Annotated in this window: 17 protein-coding genes and 1 pseudogene; 13 read left to right on the forward strand and 5 right to left on the reverse strand. The window is 60.2% G+C overall.

Annotated features, from left to right (window positions below; genetic code table 11):
- Positions 1 to 56: 56 nt before the first annotated feature.
- The 4 genes and pseudogenes from ACQKPC_RS11290 to ACQKPC_RS11305 all read left to right on the forward strand — a co-directional run.
- Positions 57 to 347: pseudogene (locus tag ACQKPC_RS11290) on the forward strand (lipid IV(A) 4-amino-4-deoxy-L-arabinosyltransferase); the annotation flags it as partial.
- A complete protein-coding gene (arnE, locus tag ACQKPC_RS11295; RefSeq protein ID WP_008072369.1) occupies positions 344 to 688 on the forward strand; it encodes a 4-amino-4-deoxy-L-arabinose-phosphoundecaprenol flippase subunit ArnE in 345 nt (114 codons plus the stop codon). The pseudogene ACQKPC_RS11290 and the gene arnE, both read left to right, overlap by 4 nt.
- Entirely contained in the window at positions 685 to 1,098 is a 414-nt protein-coding gene (gene arnF, locus ACQKPC_RS11300; RefSeq protein ID WP_427624612.1) for a 4-amino-4-deoxy-L-arabinose-phosphoundecaprenol flippase subunit ArnF, read from the forward strand. The genes arnE and arnF overlap by 4 nt, the downstream gene beginning before the upstream one ends.
- Positions 1,095 to 2,474, forward strand: a complete 1,380-nt coding sequence (locus ACQKPC_RS11305) for a UDP-glucose dehydrogenase family protein (RefSeq protein ID WP_427624613.1) — start codon at positions 1,095 to 1,097, stop codon at positions 2,472 to 2,474. The genes arnF and ACQKPC_RS11305 overlap by 4 nt, the downstream gene beginning before the upstream one ends.
- A 375-nt stretch (positions 2,475 to 2,849) precedes the next feature.
- Here the strand turns inward: ACQKPC_RS11305 and ACQKPC_RS11310 are convergent, their stop codons facing one another.
- Positions 2,850 to 3,815, reverse strand: coding sequence for a LysR family transcriptional regulator (locus tag ACQKPC_RS11310; RefSeq protein WP_427624614.1), 966 nt, complete (start codon positions 3,813 to 3,815; stop codon positions 2,850 to 2,852).
- A gap of 305 nt (positions 3,816 to 4,120) precedes the next feature.
- Between ACQKPC_RS11310 and argH the strand changes: the two genes are divergently transcribed.
- The 9 genes from argH (at position 4,121) to ACQKPC_RS11355 (ending at position 13,942) form a co-directional block, all read left to right on the forward strand.
- Positions 4,121 to 5,548: an argininosuccinate lyase gene (gene argH, locus ACQKPC_RS11315; protein WP_427624615.1), complete on the forward strand. Its 1,428-nt coding sequence runs from the start codon at positions 4,121 to 4,123 to the stop codon at positions 5,546 to 5,548.
- A gap of 173 nt (positions 5,549 to 5,721) precedes the next feature.
- Entirely contained in the window at positions 5,722 to 6,600 is an 879-nt protein-coding gene (locus ACQKPC_RS11320; protein WP_008015001.1) for an amino acid ABC transporter permease, read from the forward strand.
- A gap of 10 nt (positions 6,601 to 6,610) precedes the next feature.
- The gene (locus ACQKPC_RS11325) at positions 6,611 to 7,375 is read left to right on the forward strand and encodes an amino acid ABC transporter ATP-binding protein (RefSeq protein ID WP_007900205.1); all 765 of its coding nucleotides are present in this window, start codon (positions 6,611 to 6,613) and stop codon (positions 7,373 to 7,375) included.
- 53 nt (positions 7,376 to 7,428) lie between these two features.
- A complete protein-coding gene (locus ACQKPC_RS11330; RefSeq protein WP_007900204.1) occupies positions 7,429 to 8,253 on the forward strand; it encodes an ABC transporter substrate-binding protein in 825 nt (274 codons plus the stop codon).
- A 401-nt stretch (positions 8,254 to 8,654) separates the two neighbouring features.
- Positions 8,655 to 9,503: a polysaccharide deacetylase family protein gene (locus tag ACQKPC_RS11335; RefSeq protein WP_427624618.1), complete on the forward strand. Its 849-nt coding sequence runs from the start codon at positions 8,655 to 8,657 to the stop codon at positions 9,501 to 9,503.
- Positions 9,496 to 10,383 carry a polysaccharide deacetylase family protein gene (locus ACQKPC_RS11340; protein WP_427624620.1) on the forward strand — a complete coding sequence of 296 codons (888 nt, stop codon included), beginning with the start codon at positions 9,496 to 9,498 and terminating at the stop codon, positions 10,381 to 10,383. The genes ACQKPC_RS11335 and ACQKPC_RS11340 overlap by 8 nt, the downstream gene beginning before the upstream one ends.
- Positions 10,380 to 11,771 carry an MmgE/PrpD family protein gene (locus tag ACQKPC_RS11345; protein ID WP_427624622.1) on the forward strand — a complete coding sequence of 464 codons (1,392 nt, stop codon included), beginning with the start codon at positions 10,380 to 10,382 and terminating at the stop codon, positions 11,769 to 11,771. The genes ACQKPC_RS11340 and ACQKPC_RS11345 overlap by 4 nt, the downstream gene beginning before the upstream one ends.
- A gap of 138 nt (positions 11,772 to 11,909) precedes the next feature.
- A complete protein-coding gene (locus ACQKPC_RS11350) occupies positions 11,910 to 13,088 on the forward strand; it encodes an MFS transporter (protein ID WP_427624623.1) in 1,179 nt (392 codons plus the stop codon).
- Positions 13,089 to 13,246: 158 nt separating this feature from the next.
- Complete coding sequence (locus ACQKPC_RS11355; RefSeq protein WP_427624624.1) at positions 13,247 to 13,942, forward strand: HPP family protein; 696 nt, start codon at positions 13,247 to 13,249, stop codon at positions 13,940 to 13,942.
- Positions 13,943 to 14,091: 149 nt separating this feature from the next.
- Here the strand turns inward: ACQKPC_RS11355 and astA are convergent, their stop codons facing one another.
- The 4 genes from astA to ACQKPC_RS11375 all read right to left on the reverse strand — a co-directional run bounded on the left by astA (position 14,092) and on the right by ACQKPC_RS11375 (position 17,586).
- Positions 14,092 to 15,126, reverse strand: coding sequence for an arginine N-succinyltransferase (gene astA / locus ACQKPC_RS11360; protein ID WP_427624625.1), 1,035 nt, complete (start codon positions 15,124 to 15,126; stop codon positions 14,092 to 14,094).
- Positions 15,123 to 16,067 carry a citrulline utilization hydrolase CtlX gene (gene ctlX, locus ACQKPC_RS11365; protein ID WP_427624627.1) on the reverse strand — a complete coding sequence of 315 codons (945 nt, stop codon included), beginning with the start codon at positions 16,065 to 16,067 and terminating at the stop codon, positions 15,123 to 15,125. The genes astA and ctlX overlap by 4 nt, the downstream gene beginning before the upstream one ends.
- 265 nt (positions 16,068 to 16,332) lie before the next feature.
- The gene (locus ACQKPC_RS11370; RefSeq protein ID WP_007900194.1) at positions 16,333 to 16,812 is read right to left on the reverse strand and encodes an Lrp/AsnC family transcriptional regulator; all 480 of its coding nucleotides are present in this window, start codon (positions 16,810 to 16,812) and stop codon (positions 16,333 to 16,335) included.
- Positions 16,813 to 16,824: 12 nt separating this feature from the next.
- Positions 16,825 to 17,586: an ABC transporter ATP-binding protein gene (locus tag ACQKPC_RS11375; protein ID WP_427624628.1), complete on the reverse strand. Its 762-nt coding sequence runs from the start codon at positions 17,584 to 17,586 to the stop codon at positions 16,825 to 16,827.
- Between the last annotated feature and the right edge of the window lie 30 nt (positions 17,587 to 17,616).

Genomic DNA, 17,616 nt, shown 5'->3' on the forward strand with positions numbered 1-17,616 from the left:
ACGTCTGCTTGACTGGATACCAACGGTTGCGATGAGCGAGACCAATTGTGCTAGCCGGCACCGCTTCAGCCCTGGCCTGGCGCCTGAAACGCCCCGACGTGGCGTTATACAACACGATAGGCGAATTGAAATATGGCCTCGCCTATCCTGATTCAGTGAAGCAGCGGGTCGACCCGGACAAGGTGCAACAGTGGATGCGCGAAGCCCGCCAGAGTGGTTCGGTCGGCGTGGTGATGCGGGTCAAGGGCGATGGCGAGCTGCAAGAAATCGAACGACTGCCCAAGGATGGCAAACGTTATGAACAAGGCAACCTGGTGATTCTGATCTTTCCTCAGGGGGCGTCATGAGCCTGCTGCTCGTATTGGCTGCCTGCCTGCTGACCTGCCTGGGCCAAATCGCCCAGAAGTACGCCGTGGAAAGTTGGCGCGGCAAGACGTCGGGCTGGGGCGAGAAACTACGCTCGCCGTGGCTGTGGCTGGCGCTCGCCTCTTTGGGCTTGGGCTTGCTGGTCTGGCTGCTGGTGCTGCAGCGCCTCGAAGTCGGCGTCGCCTATCCCATGCTCAGCCTGAATTTTGTGTTGATCACCCTGGTCGCCCGCTTCGTCTTTCACGAAACCATCGACCGCCGTCACTGGCTGGGCGTGGCGCTGGTAATCGCTGGCGTGGCGCTGCTGGGGCAACACGCATGAGCCTGCGTCGCGGACTCGCCTTCGCTCTGGGCAGCGTGCTGCTGGGCAGCGTCGCACAGTTGGGCATGCGCTGGAGCATGACCCGTTTGCCCCATCCCGAACAATTGGTACCCGCCCTGAGCAACGGCAGCGTCGATGTGTTCGCCGTGGCCGTCGTGCTGGCCGCCATCCTTGCCTATGCCGTGTCGATGTTCACCTGGCTCGCCGCCCTGCGGGATTTGCCCCTGGGGCGGGCGTATTCACTGCTGAGCATCAGCTACGCGCTGGTGTACGTGCTGGCCGCCAGCCTGCCGCTGTTCAACGAATCCTTCAGCCTTTCGAAAACCCTCGGGGTGGCGTTGGTCATCCTCGGTGTCATCACCATCAACTCTCGACCTGCTCACGCGCCCACAATCAGGAGAGCTCCATGAAAATCAGCGTATTTGGTAGCGGTTATGTCGGCCTGGTGCAAGCTGCCGTCCTGGCTGAAGTCGGCCACGACGTGGTGTGCATGGACATTGACGAGAAAAAAGTCGCGCTGCTGCAACAAGGCCACGTCAGCATCTTCGAACCGGGGCTGGCCAGTCTGGTGCGCGAAAGCCTGGAAGCCAAACGTTTGCAGTTCACCACCGACGAAAAATTCGCGGTGCAACATGGCCAGGTGCTGTTCATCGCCGTCGGCACGCCATCCCGGGACGATGGTTCGGCAGACCTGCGCTATGTGCTGTCGGTGGGTGAAGCGGTGGCGCGTCACCGTGAACAACCGGTGATTCTGGTGGAGAAATCCACGGTGCCGGTGGGTACGGGCGATACGCTGCACGCGCATATCGAAAAGTGCCTGCTCAAGGTCGGTCGGCTGCTGCAGTTCGATATCGTCTCCAACCCCGAGTTTCTCAAGGAAGGGTCGGCCGTGGCCGATTGCCGGCGCCCGGACCGCATCGTCATCGGCTGTGAACGCGATGACGTGCGCGATGTGATGCGCGATCTCTACGCCCCATTCAATCGCAACCATGACCGCATCATGTTCATGGACCTGCGCAGCGCCGAGCTGACCAAATACGCCGCCAACTGCATGCTGGCGACCAAGATCAGCTTCATCAACCAGATCGCCGAACTGGCCGAACACCTGGGCGCCGACATCGAATCGGTGCGGCTGGGCATCGGCGCCGATTCACGCATCGGTTATCACTTCATCTATCCCGGCTGCGGTTACGGTGGCTCGTGTTTTCCCAAGGACATGCGCGCGCTGATTCACAGTGCCGAAGCGGCCCATTGCTCCAGCGACCTGCTGCAAGCAGTGGAAGCCATCAACCAGCGGCAGAAACACAAACTGTTCGAACGCATCAACGCCTTCTACAAGGGCGACTTGCGCGGCAGAACCTTCGCCGTGTGGGGCCTGGCCTTCAAGCCCAACACCGACGACATGCGCGATGCGCCGAGCCGGGTACTGCTGGAGTCGCTGTGGGCTGCCGGGGCCTATGTGCGGGCGTTCGACCCGGAGGCCATGCAGGAAACCCAACACCTTTACCCTGACGAATCGAAGCTGATGCTCATGGGTACGCCAGAATCGGTGCTCGCGGGTGCCGACGCACTGATCATCTGCACCGAATGGCAGCAGTTCAAGGCACCCGACTTCGATCTGATCCAGCAACGGCTTAGCGCTCCGGTGATCTTCGACGGCCGCAACCTGTACGACGCCGAACGCCTGGCCCGCAGTGGCTTCCTGTACTTCCCGATGGGCCGTGGCGAATCGCGTAACCTGCCGATTCCCCATCAGCAATGGCCAGCGGCCTCGGTCGTGGCGTGACGCGCCCATCTTCCAGCCCCCCTTTGTAGGAGCTGCCGAAGGCTGCGATTTTCTGACGGCTTTGAAGTTGCTGAAGATCAAGATCAAAGGATCGCAGCCTGCGGCAGCTCCTACATGAACTCGGTGTACGCAATCTTGTCCTTGGGGCTGGCCGCTAGTTGCTGTTAACGGCACTGGAAGACGAGAACTCCACGGTCTGACTTTGACTACGTTTCACGACTTGCCCTGGAATGAATCGTTTTATCGGCAACTCGGTTTTGAAACTTTGAGCCGGGCTGAAATCGGCCCACGTTTAACGGCGGTGTTGAACAATGAAAGCAACCACGGTTTGCCTGGGGAGCGACGCTGTGCGATGCGCTTGACGCTGCGTTTGCGTCAAAACGACGCCTTCAAATCCACACCCAACGCCTGGGCAAACGCCTTTACCAGCGGACTACGCACAGTGTTGTGACGCAGGATCAAATTGAACGGCGTGACGATGTTGATCAGGTCCGGCCGCACCGCCCGAAACTGTCCCTGAGCCACCAGGGTTGCCGCGTAATGCTCGGGCAGAAAGCCGACGAAACGGCCGGTCTTGACCAGCAGCGCTACGGCTTCGACCTGAGTCGCCGAGGCAGAAAAGCTGTCGTAGCGGGCAAAATTCAGTTTGTCTCGATGGATCGCGTAACGGTGGTTGATGCACTCGTAATCCTGCAGCACATTGCTGCCCATCTCCGCCTCCGGCACTGAGAACAGCGGATGGCCGACAGCGCAATACACGTACGAGCGTTCTTCATAAAGCGGGAAGTAATCGAACTCCTCTCTTTTCTGATAAACCGGCACGATCCCGGCCACTAACCGCCCCTCGACGACGCCTCTTTCCACCTCATCTAACTGAGACGCCTGAAGTTGAAACCTTACTTTCGGCGACTCTTCATTTATTTTCCTTAGCGCCGCAACTAACGGTGAATTATCGTCGGTAATCGTATTATCAATAACACCCACCCCAAGGTCGCCAATAAGTTCATTCTGCGCCGAACTAAGCCGGTCACGAAAGTTATCGACGGAGGCAAACAAATCGATCGACGCCTGGTACACCAGACGCCCTTCTTCGGTCAGGTGAAAACCTTCCCGCCCTCGGGTACACAGGCGCATGCCGATACGAATCTCGAGGTCGGATATCTGTTTGCTGATGGCCGCCAGGCCCACATTCAGCTCATTCTGCGCCGCACTGAAGCCACCGGCCTCGACCACAGCCTTGAATACTTTGAGCAGTTTGAAGTCCAGACCGCTGAGGGCCAGCGGTGCCCGATGTAGCGTTTTTGGCGGCGGGTTTCCGGAATTGGAAAGTGGGGTTTCCATAATGCTTATTTACCTCTGGCGCCCTATTCAACAATCTGTGTCCAACAACAAAAACAGTGCTGGCTAATAATAATGAACACAGAAAACAAAGCTTGGCAACCGTTAATAAATCCCGCAGATCAGTGCCAACTCACTGATTTCGAACTATTAAAAGCTGACATTTCGATCAGCTCTCGCCATTTAGCAACTGCGCTTTTCCCCTGCCCTTGAATTTGATTGAGCCGAACCACGCCCGAATGATTTTCGGCGGGTGTTTCAGGCTCGGCATACCGATTTCAATTCGCTTTACGATGAGGAAAACAACAATGTCTCAAACCACCGACCGTCTCTGGGGTGCCCGCTTCAAGAGCGGCCCGTCCGAAGCCCTGGCGGCCCTGTCCCGTTGCCCCGAGCGCTACTTTCGCCTCACCCCGTACGACCTCGCCGGCTCCAAGGCGCATGCCCGGGAATTGCAGCGCGCAGGGCTTCTGAGCGAGCAGGAAACCCGGACCATGCTCGACGCTCTGGAGCGTATCGGTGATGACTTCCGTGCCGGCAGCATCGCGCCGACGCTGGACGACGAAGACGTGCATACCTTCATCGAGCGCCTGCTGACCGAACGCCTCGGCGCACTGGGCGGCAAGCTGCGCGCCGGCCGCTCGCGCAACGACCAGACCGCCAACGACCTTCGGCTGTTCCTGCGTGATCACGTGCGCACCCTGGCCGTTGAAGTGCTGGCCTTGCAACAAGCGCTGGTGGATCAGGCCGAGCAACACATCGAGAGCATCTGCCCCGGTTTCACTCATCTGCAACAGGCCCAGCCGATCGTCTTCGCTCACCACTTGCTGGCTCACGCCCAATCGATGCTGCGTGACGTGCAGCGCCTGGTGGATTGGGATGTACGCACCTCGCTGTCGCCACTCGGCGCGGCGGCCATGGCCGGTTCCGCCATCGCGCGCCTGCCGCAGCAGTCGGCCAAGGAAATGGGTTACAGCGGTGTTTGCGAAAACTCCATCGACGCCGTGGCCAGCCGCGATCATGTTGCCGAGTTTCTGTTTATCGCCAGCATGCTGGGGATCAACATTTCCCGCCTCGCCGAAGAATTCTGCCTGTGGTCGTCACGGCAATTTCGCTGGGTTGCGCTGGACGATGCCTACGCCACCGGCAGTTCGATCATGCCGCAGAAGAAAAACCCGGACATCGCGGAACTGGCCCGGGGCAAGGCTGGCCGCCTGATCGGTAACCTGACCGGTTTGCTGTCGACCCTCAAGTCCCTGCCGCTGTCGTACAACCGCGACTTGAGTGAGGACAAGAACGGCGTGCTCGACAGCGTCGACACGCTGCTGCTGGTGCTGCCGGCCATGGCTGGAATGGTCGCGACCATGAAGGTCAACGTCGAAGAACTGCGTCGTCAGGCCCCGCTGGGTTTCACCCTCGCTACCGAAGTGGCCGACTGGCTGGCGGTGCGCGGCGTGCCGTTCAAGGAAGCTCACGAAATCACCGGCGCACTGGTCCAGGCCTGTGAGAAACATGAGATCGAATTGTGGGAAGCATCCCCGGCGCTGCTGGCCGAGATCGATTCGCGCCTCAAACCTGAAGTGCGCGACAGCCTGACGCTGGAAGCCGCCATCGCCGCCCGCAGTGGCAGGGGCGGCACCGCGCCGCAACAGGTGCGCGAGCAGATTGGCCGACTGAAAACTGCCCTTGCGGCGCAGCAGCAATGGACCGAGAACTATCAGGGTTTTCGGCTCTGAATCAACGCCACCAAACCTGTGGGAGCGAGCCTGCTCGCGATAGCGGTATTACATTCAACATCCATGTTGACTGACCCGCCCCCATCGCGAGCAGGCTCGCTCCCACAGGGTTTCGCTTAACCTGAAAAACCATACATGCCGTCTTGATTGAGCGCGGCGTACGGAGAAACAACATGAGCCAGACTCAGGCAGAACGACTCCAGTCGGAGCGCAAACTGGCGGAAAACCAGTTCGATATCACCCAGTACCAGCATGTACCACGGCGTTACTACGGGCGGATTTTCTTCGCCACGGTGATCGTGATTGCGATTGTCGGTCTGGTACGGGCCTTCGCCGAAGGCAAGATCGAATGGTCGTACATCGGCCAGTTCCTTACCTCACAGGCAATTATGTGGGGCTTGCTCAACACCATCGTCATGGCAGTGCTGGCGATGGCGCTGGGCATCGTGTTCGGGGTGATCACCGCCATCATGCGCATGTCGGCCAACCCGATCCTGCGCTATGTGGCGCTGACCTACACCTGGCTGTTTCGCGGCACGCCGCTGATTCTGCAGCTGCTGCTGTGGTTTAACCTGGCGCTGATTTTCCCCACCATCGGCATCCCCGGCCTGTTCGAAATGGACACCGTGAGCCTGATGACTCCCTTCGTGGCCGCCCTCCTCGGCTTGAGCATCAACCAGGGCGCCTACACCGCCGAAGTGGTGCGCGCCGGCCTGCTCTCGGTCGACACCGGGCAGTACGAAGCCGCCAAGTCGATCGGTATGCCACGCCTGCAAGCCCTGCGCCGGATCATCCTGCCCCAGGCCATGCGGATCATCATTCCGCCGGTGGGCAACGAGTTCATCGGCATGGTGAAAATGACCTCCCTGGCGAGCGTCATTCAGTACTCGGAACTGCTCTACAACGCCCAGAACATCTACTACGCCAACGCCCGCGTGATGGAGCTGCTGATCGTCGCCGGTATCTGGTACCTGGCCACCGTCACTGTTCTGTCCTTTGGTCAAAGCCGTCTGGAGCGTCGTTTCGCTCGCGGCGCCGGCAAGCGTTCTTGAGGAGCCCCACATGAGAAGCATCGTCAAGGCCGTGAGCCTGAACAAGTACTACGACCATTTCCACGCACTCAAGGACATCAACATCGAGGTCGAGCAAGGCGAAGTGCTGTGCATCATCGGCCCGTCCGGCTCCGGCAAGAGCACCCTGCTGCGCTGCGTGAATCAGCTGGAAAAAATCGACAAGGGCGGCCTGTGGGTCGACGGCGAACTGGTGGGTTACCGCATCGTCGGCAACAAGCTGCACGAACTCAACGAGTCGCAGATCGCCCGTCAGCGCCTGGCCACCGGCATGGTGTTCCAGCGCTTCAACCTGTTCCCGCACATGACTGTGCTGCAAAACATCATCGAAGGGCCGTGCCAGGTGCTCAAGCGTTCGCCCAAAGAGGCGCACGAAGAAGCCTTGGAATTGCTCGCTCGCGTCGGCCTGGCCGACAAACGCAACAGCTACCCGATCGAACTGTCGGGTGGTCAGCAACAACGAGTGGCGATTGCCCGCGCGTTGGCCATGCGCCCCAAGCTGATGCTGTTCGATGAACCCACTTCGGCACTCGACCCGGAACTGGTCGGAGAGGTGCTGTCGGTGATGCGCGATCTGGCGCAGACCGGCATGACCATGATCGTCGTCACCCATGAACTGGGCTTCGCTCGCGAGGTTTCCAACCGCATGGTGTTCATGGACGAAGGACAGATCGTGGAGGCTGGAAGCCCCGAAGAAATACTAATAAGTCCACAAAACCCACGCACCCAAAGCTTCATTTCTGCCGTTCGAACCTAAGCGTCAGCCTCGGAAACCAAGAGCTGCGTAATAACACTCATAAGAGAACGACCATGAAGAACATAGTTATCCCAGCAGTACTCGCAGGCGTTATGGCTTCCAGCTTCACCTGGGCCGCCGAATTGCCGGCCAGCATCAAGGACAAGGGCGAGGTCGTTGTGGCAATCATGCCGAACTACCCGCCGATGGATTTCAAGGACCCGGCCACCAACACCCTCACCGGCCTCGACGTTGACCTGGGCAACGCCTTGGCCGAGCGGCTGGGCGTGAAGATCAAATGGCAGGAAACCGGCTTCGAACAAATGATCAACGCGCTGACCACCGACCGTGTCGACATGGTGATGTCGGGCATGACCGACACCGCTGAGCGTCAGGCCAGCGTGACCTTCGTCGACTACTTCACCAGCGGCCCGCAGTTCTACACCTTGCAGAAAAACAAGGACACGAACGAGATCATCGACCTGTGCGGCAAGAAAGTCGGCACCAGCCGCCGCACCACCTTCCCGGCGGAAATCGCCGAGTGGAGCAAGGCCAATTGCGAAGCCGCCGGCAAACCTGCGATCAACGTGATCGGCACCGAAGGCTCGGCCGATGCCCGCGCGCAACTGCGTCAAAGCCGTATCGACGCGGCCATGCAAGGCAGCGAAACCCTGCCGTACCTCAAGACCCAGGAAAAGGACATGTACAAAACCGTGGGCCTGCCAATTTCCAAGCAGTTCACCGGGCTGGGTGTGAGCAAGAAAAAGCCTGAGCTGAGTGAAGCGGTGAAAGTGGCGATGCAGAGCATGGTCGATGACGGCAGCTACCAGGCGATCCTGAAGAAGTGGGACCTGGAACTGGGCGCGATCAAGACCGTGACCATTAACGCCGGCAAGTAATGCTTGCCCCGTAGGAGCGAGCCTGCTCGCGATAGCGGCCTGTCAGATGACATAGATGTTAAATGTGCCGGCCCCATCGCGAGCAGGCTCGCTCCCGCACGAGATCCGGGTCGATCATGATGTTGTGGCCCACCGAAAAACCTGTGGGAGCGAGCCTGCTCGCGATAGCGGTCTGTCAGATGACATGGATGTTGAATGTGCCGGCCCCATCGCGAGCAGGCTCGCTCCCACACTAGATCCGGGTTGATCACAATTTTGTGACCAACCGAAAACCTGTGGGAGCGGGCTTGCTCGCGAAGAGGCCCTGTCAGCCAGCATTGATGTTGACTGACACACCGCATTCGCGAGCAAGCCCGCTCCCACAGGGTTCGGCGTTTACTTTTAAATAGTTGGAGCACCACATGTCCTCCTCACCCCAACCGACCTGGCCGGACCAGCACACAGCCTGCCTCGCCCTGGCCTTCGACCTCGATGGCCCGACCGGCGATGCGATGCTCAACGGTTCGATCTGGCGTAAACCCGAGTATTTCGGTTTCGGTGGTTATGGCCCCTATCGGGCGCTGCCGCGGATTCTCGATTTGCTGGATGAATTCCGGATCCCGACCACGTTTTTCGTCCCGGCCTGGGTCGTGGAGAACTGGCCGAAACAGTGCCAGGTAATCGTCGAGCGCGGGCATGAGGTCGCTTACCACGGTTACAAACATGAATCCTTTTACGCCCTGACGCTGGACCAGCAAAAGGACGTGATGCACAAATCCCGCGAGGTGTTCTGGAAGCATCTGAACATCCGCGCCGAAGGTTTCCGCACACCATCCGGCGACTGGCGGGCCGAAACGCCGGCCATGCTGGTGGAAGCCGGCGTGACTTATTCCAGCAGCATGCGCGGCGATGATCGGCCATATCTGGTCAACGTGCCGGGCTTCGATACGCCGCTGGTGGAAATCCCCGGTCGCTGGGAAATGGACGACTACGCCTCCCTCGCCTACACCCGTGCGCCGGACTTTCCTTCGGGACTGGACCGCACCGCCAGCTACGCGCTGACCCTCGATAACTGGTGCCGCGAATTCGACGGTGCCATGGATGAAGGGTTGTGCCTGACCACCCTGTTCCATCCCAAGATCACCGGCAAACCGGGGCGCATCCTGCTCTTGGAAAAACTCTTCGAACACATGCGCCAACGCGACGACGTCTGGTTCGCCACCTGCCGCGACGTCGCCCACTGGTGGCTGAAGGAGCATCACCATGGTTGATTCCATCGTCTGGCCCAACGGCTACCGCTGCGCCGTGGTGCTGACCGTCGATTACAACGACATCCACGGCATCCTCACCCAGGCGCCGGAAGTCGCCGGGCGCGACAAGACTTTATCGGTGTGGCGCTACGGCACCCAACGCGGCGTCGAGCGTTTGCTCAGGCTTTTCGAAGAGCTGGGCGTTTCCAGCAGTTGGTGCATCCCCGGGATCGTTGCCGAGGAAAACCCGCAGCACATCCGAGCGATCCAGGCTGGCGGGCATGAGATTGCCTGCGCCGGGTATCGCCATCAGAACTACGACAAGCTGACGCTGGCCGAGCAAAGCGCCGAGGTCGCCAAGGGTTGCGCGGCATTGAGCGCGTTGACCGGTCAGCGTCCGACAGGCTTTCGTATCCCGGCCGGCAACGGTGCGCCGGGTTTCATCGAGGCGTTAAGGGAGCATGGCATCCGCTGGGACTCGTCATGGCGCGGCGATGATTTGCCCTTCGCTCACCCGACGGCACCCGAAGTGATCGAACTGCCGTTGCACTACGAACTGGAAGACGAACCCTACTTTGCCTTCAACCTCAGCCCGGCGGTGCCGCCGGCGCAATCGCGGATCGCCTCTTACAGCCACACGCTGGGCAACCTGCAAATGGACTTCGCCGGGTTTCACCGCTTCGGGCTGTGTTACGTGCTGCGGCTGCACCCGGAAATCATCGCCACGCCCGGGCGGATCGGCGTGTTGCGCGAATTGCTGCAAAGCATTCAACAACACGATGACGTATGGATCGCCACCGGCGCCGAAGTCGCTCAATGGTGGGCTGAATCGGCATCGCCCGTGGCCGAGGATCATCCGGCAGCCGTGTACGAACGTCATTATCGGGATTACGGCGTATGAAAGATCAAGAGATCGCAGCCTTTGGCAGCGCCTACGATGGGGTGATGCGGATGGAGCGGTTGGCGCAGTTCTGCGTCGATACTCGCTTCGAAGATTTACCTGCAGCGTTGGTCGCGCAAGCCAGGCGACACATCCTCGACACCTTCGGCGTAACCCTGGCCGGGGCTGGCAGTGATGTGGCGAAGCAGGCACGTCAGGTTTTCGAGGGTGAAGCCGGCAGCACGTTGGTCTGGGGCACCGGTCAGCGCGTCGGCGCAGCGCAGGCCGCCATGCTCAATGGTATCGCCGCGCATGCCCTGGAGCTGGACGACACCGGCGGCTGCGACCATTCCGGCGCGGTGGTGCTGCCGGCGGTGATGGCAGCGCTCTCGATGTCGGTAAAACCGGTCAACGGCCGCGAGTTGATCACCGCCGTGGTGATCGGCTACGAAATCGGCCGCCGAGTGCTTGAAGCCTGCGGCAGTTATTCGGCCCACAACGGCGCCGGTTGGCACTCCACCGCGACGTGCGGGGTCTTTGGTGCGGCGGCGGCCAGTGCACGGATTCTGGGTCTGGATGCCCAGCAAACCCTGGCGGCGCTGGGCATTGCCGGCAGCTTCAGCGGCGGTCTTTGGGCGTTCATTCATGACGGCTCGCAAAGCAAAAAACTCCACAGCGGAAGGGCCGCCGAAGGTGGATTGTTGGCGGCGCGATTTGCGCAACAAGGCATCACCGGGCCGACAAAACTGTTCGATGATGTCTGGGGCGGTTTTCTCAAGACCCTCGCGGCGGATACCGCCGTGCCCGAGGCGCTGGATGCCGAACTGGGCCACGTGTGGAAACTCGCCCGCTGCTCGATCAAACCCTATGCGGCATGCCGGGGCACGCATTCGGCGATCGATGCATTGGGCCTGTTGCTGGATCAATTGCAGGTCAGTGCGGAGCAGGTCGAGAGCGTTCAGGTGTCGCTGTGCGGATTCCTCAAGGACATGTGTGGCGGTCAGGACATCAACACCCTGCCGGCGGCGCAAATGAGCCTGCGCTATGCTCTCGCCGCCCGACTGGTCCATGGGCATTGCCGGTTGGAAGCCTACGACGACGAACAGCGCCACCATCCGCGAATTGCTCACTGGATGTCGCGCATTCACCTTGAAGTCGACCCGCTACTGTCGGAGGATGGCGAGCCAGTTGTCAGCCTGCAGACCGTGGACGGTCGGCAGGCGAGTTTGTGCGTTGAGGTGCCATTGGGGGCGCCGGGGAATCCGCTGAGTGATGAGGCGCTGGAGGAGAAATTCTGCAGTCTGGCGGGGCGGGTGATGCCGCAGGAGCAGGCGAAAGGCTTGCTTGAGCAGTTGTGGCGGCTTGAAGAACTGGAATCGGTTCGCACCCTTGATCGGTGGTTGAATTGAATATTGCGTTGCCTTCGCGGACCTCATCGCGAGCAGGCTCGCTCCCACATTTGAAATGCGTGCCCCTGTGGGAGCGAGCCTGCTCGCGATTGGCGGCGACACCTCGCTAAAATCTGAAATAAGGACATTTGCCCCACCGTGGCCACTTACTCCCTCGTTATCCGCCGCTTGATGATCGTTTCGCTGACCATCGTCGTCAGCCGCGCCATTACCAGCCCGTTGCTCACCCTGTTTCTGAGCAACAAACTCGGCCTCAACCAACAGGACGTTGGCCTGTTGTTGGGCATCGCGGTGTTCATCGCCACCCTGCTCGCGCTTTACGGCGGTTACATCATCGACCGCCTCGAAAAACGTCGGCTGCTGATCCTCGCCATGCTCTCCAGCGCCATCGGTTTCGTGTTGCTGACCTTCGCCGAAAACCTCTACCTGACCACCGCCACCCTGGTGATCACCGAAACTGCCTCGGCGCTGTTCCTGATCGGGTCCAAGGCGATCCTCAGCGAAAACCTGCCCGTGGGCCAGCGCGCCAAGGCTTTTTCGCTGCGCTACACCCTGACCAATATCGGCTACGCCACCGGCCCGATGCTCGGCGTGGTGATTGCCGGGGTGCAGCCGCTGGCGCCATTCCTGATCGCCGGCGGCATCGCATTCTTCAGTATTTTCCTGATGAGCGGGATTCCCAAAGACCCGGCCCAGACACCCGCCATCGGCCAGCCCCAGAGTTTCCTCAAAACCCTGATCACCCTGAAGAACGACCGCACGCTGATCATGTTCACTTGCGGCTGCCTGCTCAGCACCGTGGTGCACGGTCGTTTCACCCTGTATTTGTCGCAATACCTGCTGGTCACCCAAGACACCAAACGCGCCCTGGAAACCATGGCCGCCCTGCTCGCCTGCAACGCCATCAGCGTGATCCTGCTGCAATACCAGATCGGCCGGTTCCTCAAACGCGAACAACTGCGTTACTGGATTGCTGGTGGCACCAGCCTGTTCATCCTCGGGTTGATCGGTTTCAGCCTGGCTGACAGCCTGGTGAGCTGGTGCGTGGCGATGTTCATCTTCACACTTGGCGAAATGATCATTTACCCGGCCGAATTTCTGTTCGTCGACACCCTGGCCCCGGAAGAACTGCGTGGCAGCTACTATGGCGCGCAGAATCTCGCGGCCCTCGGTGGGGCGCTGAGCCCGGTGATCTGTGGCTATCTGCTGCTGCACACGCCCGCGCCCACCATGTTTTATGCACTGAGTGCGTTGACGGCGATGGGCGGTTTGCTGTGCTTCATGAGCGGTCGGCGCGTGGCAATACTGCAAAAATAATGCACTGAAGCAGCATTAATATGAATTTGTCAGCATAAGGAATGATCGGCACACTGTGCGGCGTTCCTCCCCCAATAGTTGGAACCACTTCAAGGGCTTTCTGGGTATCCCAGCTAAGCCTTTTTTTTGCCTGGATTTTTATACGGACCGTTTGCCCCATGTTCGCTCGCTGGTTACCTGCTGCCATCAATACCCGCCCTTCAGAATGGAGTCGCGCCGCCATCGGCATGTCACTGGGCACGATGTTCAGCGTCTGGCTCTGCAGTCAGGTATTCGGCATGCAAGTGGCGCTGCATCTGATCGGCCCGCTAGGCGCCTCGGCGGTGCTGTTGTTCGCTGTGTCCTCGGGCGCGCTTGCCCAGCCGTGGTCGATTCTTGGCGGTTACCTTTGCGCGGGAGTGGTCTCGCTGCTGGTCGCTCATGTACTCGGACGCACCCTCGGCAGCGCTTGCCTCGCGGCGGGCATGGCACTGATTCTGATGTGTTGGTTGCGTTGCTTGCACCCACCGGCCGGCGCCTTGGCGTTGCTTATGGTGGTGGCAGACCCGGCGACCATCGCCCTGGAGTGGAAAGCCCTCGGCCCGGTGATGCTCAGTGCCTCGACGATGCTGCTCAGCGCATTGGCGTACAACAATCTGACGCGCATTCGTTACCCAAAACGTCCCGCTGAACCGGCGCCGATGATGCCCGCCCCTGACAGTCAGGCGATCACTGCCGCGGATCTGAAACTGGCCCTCGCCGACATGGAGGCCTTCTACGACGTCACCCCTGAAGACCTCGAACAACTGATCCATGCCAGCGAGTTGCATGCCAGGCGCCGTAGTATCGGTGAAGTGCTGAGCGGCAGAACCTGAGTTCATCAAAGGCAGCAACAGGCTTTTGTGGCGAGGGAGCTTGCTCCCGCTGGGCTGCGAAGCGGCCCCTCTACAGAGCCTGCGACTGCTGCGCAGTCGAACGGGAGCAAGCTCCCTCGCCACAGGTTCATCGCAGACTCAACAACAGCTCAGGCCGCGGACTGCTGCCGCGCCGGCACTGCCACACTCACCGCGCGCACCGACGACCCGGCACTCAAGCCCAAGGTTTTCGCCGTCTGCGCATCGACAATCAACGTACCAGCGGCAACGCGTGCGGGAGCAGCGGTAATCCGGCATTCGGCAAACTGGCGGTTGTGGATCAGGTACGTCGCCGCCTGCTCTCCTGGCGTACCGATGCTCAGTTGCAGCACCTGACTGTCACGCACCGCGCGGATGTCGCCCGTGGCGCATTCGATCAGCGGCCCGCCGTCAAAGATATCGATGTAATCCCGATGCTCGAACCCTTCTGCCTTGAGCATGCCCAGTGCCGGTTCGGTGTTGGGGTGCACGCGACCGATAACCGCTCGCGCTGCCTCGGGCAACAGGCAGGTCGGCAGCGGAAACTTGGGCATCAGTTCGGCGATGAAGGTTTTGTTGCCAAGGCCCGTGAGGTAGTCGGCGTCAGCGAAATTCATCTTGAAGAAGTGTCGCCCCAGGCCTTCCCAGAACGGTGAAACACCCTCTTCGTCGGAATAGCCACGCATCTCCGCGATCACCTTGTCACCGAAGTGCTGACGAAACTCTGCCAGAAACAGGAAGCGCGCCTTCGACAACAAACGACCATTCAGACCGCTGCGGTGATCGGCATGCAAAAACAGCGAACACAGCTCCGAGTGGCCGGTCATGTCATTGCCGAGGAACAACGTCGGCAGTTGCTGATTGATCCCGAGGTTTTTCGACGCGGCGACAAACAGGCCCAGTCGATAGTTGTACCAGGGCTCGCGTAAACCGACGGCGCCTGCCAACGCGCAAATACCGACCGCTTCTTGCTGGTCGTTCTCCAGCACAAACAGGTAGTCGGCATCGCCGCGCTCGGCCTCGCCTGCAAAGGTTTTCGCCGCCCATTCCAGACGCTGGGTCAAACGCGCCGCATCGGCCGGCAAGGTGGTCAAACCGGTTCCGGCGCTATGGGCCAGGGCTAACAGTGCCGGCAAATCTGCCGGTGTTGCAGGACGGACGATCATCGCACTTGCTCCTGGGCAGGTTTGGCCTGACGTTTAGATAAATAGACTTCGGCCAACATGCAGCGGGCGCTGCCGCCGCCGATGCGTTCGATGGTGTCGATGTTCACCGGCAGCGGCGTGGTGTGGGCTTCGATCAGACGGCGCTGATCGGCATCCAGCGATTGCCAGGCGGTGCGCGACATCACCAGCAAGGGTTCGCCCGCAGCGTTGTGGACTTCCAGCATGTTGCCGGCGAACGACTCCAGCTGCGCCCAGTCCAGCGCGATCACCTTTTTGCCGCTGTCTTCCAGACGTTTACGCAGAGCCAGGCGTTCGCCCGGATGAGTGACGGAGGCCAGGCACGCGATGGCCAGCTGGGTGCCGACACTCATCATCACGTTGGTGTGATAGATCGCCACGCCCTGGCGGTCCACCGCGTTGAAGGCGCACAGCTCGTAACCCAAATGGTCGACCAGTTGATCCAGCGCCCGAGCGTGGGTGCGTGTGGAATAGCCGGCGTAACAAACCCGCTGCTGTCGGTCCAGCACCATGCTGCCGGTGCCTTCGAGGAACACTTCCTGCTGTTCCAGGCTGGAAAGGTCCAGCAACTGCTCGACGCGGTACTCGTCCCGCAGCCAGTCGAGCACACCTTTATCGCGCTCCAGACGGCGGTTGTGGCCCTGCATCGGGTACAGCACCAACGTGCCGTCAGGGTGGCTGCTCCACCAATTGTTGGGGAAGATTGAATCGGGGGTATGCGGGGCTTCGAGGTCGTTATGCACCAGGACTTCGACGCCGTGGCTGCGCAGGGCGGCGACGTAGCCATCGAACTCTTCCAAGGCCTTTTGCTGCACGTCCTCGGACACCGAGGCCGGGCGCTGGAAACGGTTGTTCGCCGCCGTGTCCTGATTGAACGAGAAACGTGTCGGGCGAATCATCAAAACGGTATTGGTGGTTTGCATGGGCACAGATTCAATGAGGGTTGAGAGGTGCTCATTGTCTGTTCAGAGCCGGGAAAAACCCGGTTGTTAGGGGAATGGGAGGTGATGGAAACGGCTGAAAATCGTGGTTGGCCCAGCCGATTCGGCGAGGGCCGAAAAGCAAAAAATCGCAGCCTTCGGCAGCTCCTGCGGGGGTAGTGTTCAAACCCAAAAATTGCGGTGAACACGGTCCACGTAGGAGCTGCCGAAGGCTGCGATCTTTTGATCTTGATCTTGCGGGTGCCGGTTATTCCATCGTGGTCTTGACCATCGCCAGTTCCGGATGGCTGACCAGTTTGTCGATGTGCAACTCCGGGTCGTCGAACCAGACTTCGGTCAGCACCCGATAATGCTCCATGTCCCGGCAACGCATGCGCAGGCTGTAGTCGAATGCGCCGCTGATCAAGCGGCATTCCAGCACCTGCGGACAACCGCGAACCTTGGCCTCAAAAGCCTTTTGCGCCGCCCGCCCGCTTTGGTTCGACAGCGCAACCAACACCAGCAGCGACAGGCCCGGCGTCAGTTTTTTTTCGTCGAGAATAGCCCCGTAGCCACGGATAACCCCGAGCTGTTCGAGCTTGCGCACCCGCTCCAGGCACGGCCTGGGCGTGAGGTGTACGCGCTCGGAAAGCTTTTGATAAGTGATGCGCCCTTCGTGGCGCAGCACTTCGATAATGGCCTGATCGATACGATCAAGCACAATCGACAGATCGCGGATATCCGCCATGTACGTCTTGCCTCACTTCAAACGACCCGATAGGAATTGCTGTAAACGTTCACTCTCTGGCCGGTCAAGGATGGTTGCATCACCTTGCTCCTCGACCCGCCCCTGATGCAAGAACAACACCTGGCTGGACACCTGCCGGGCAAAGCCCATTTCGTGGGTCACCATCAACATGGTCCGGCCTTCTTCGGCCAGCGCCTGAATCACCTTCAACACCTCGCCCACCAGTTCCGGATCGAGGGCCGAGGTCGGCTCGTCGAACAACAGAATCTCCGGTTCCACGGCCAACGCCCGGGCAATCGCCACGCGCTGTTGTTGCCCACCGGACAGAAACGCCGGGTATTGATCGGCCACCCGTTGCGGCAAACCGACCTTGTCCAGATACGCCCGCGCGCTCTCTTCGGCGGCCTTGCGGCTGATACCCAACACCCGACACGGCGCCAGTATGATGTTTTCCAGTACGGTCAGATGGCTCCACAGATTGAAATGCTGGAACACCATCGCCAGGCGTGTGCGCAAGCGCTGCAACTGCGCCGGGTTGGCGACTCGCATGCCGCCAGCGCCCGGGCGAGTGATGACACGCTCACCGTCCAGCACAATGGCGCCCTCGTCTGCCCGCTCCAGAAAGTTGATGCAGCGCAGCATGGTGCTTTTACCCGAACCGCTGGCACCGATCATGCTCACCACATCGCCGGCCCGTGCGTTCAACGAGACGCCTTTAAGCACTTCATTGTCACCAAAACGTTTGTACAGATTTTCAACCGTGAGTTTGTACATGCGTAAGTCTCCAGCAGTGCCTGCTTCGGC

Source organism: Pseudomonas sp. NPDC089918 (genome assembly GCF_050280605.1).
In the GTDB taxonomy this organism is placed as follows: Bacteria; Pseudomonadota; Gammaproteobacteria; order Pseudomonadales; family Pseudomonadaceae; genus Aquipseudomonas.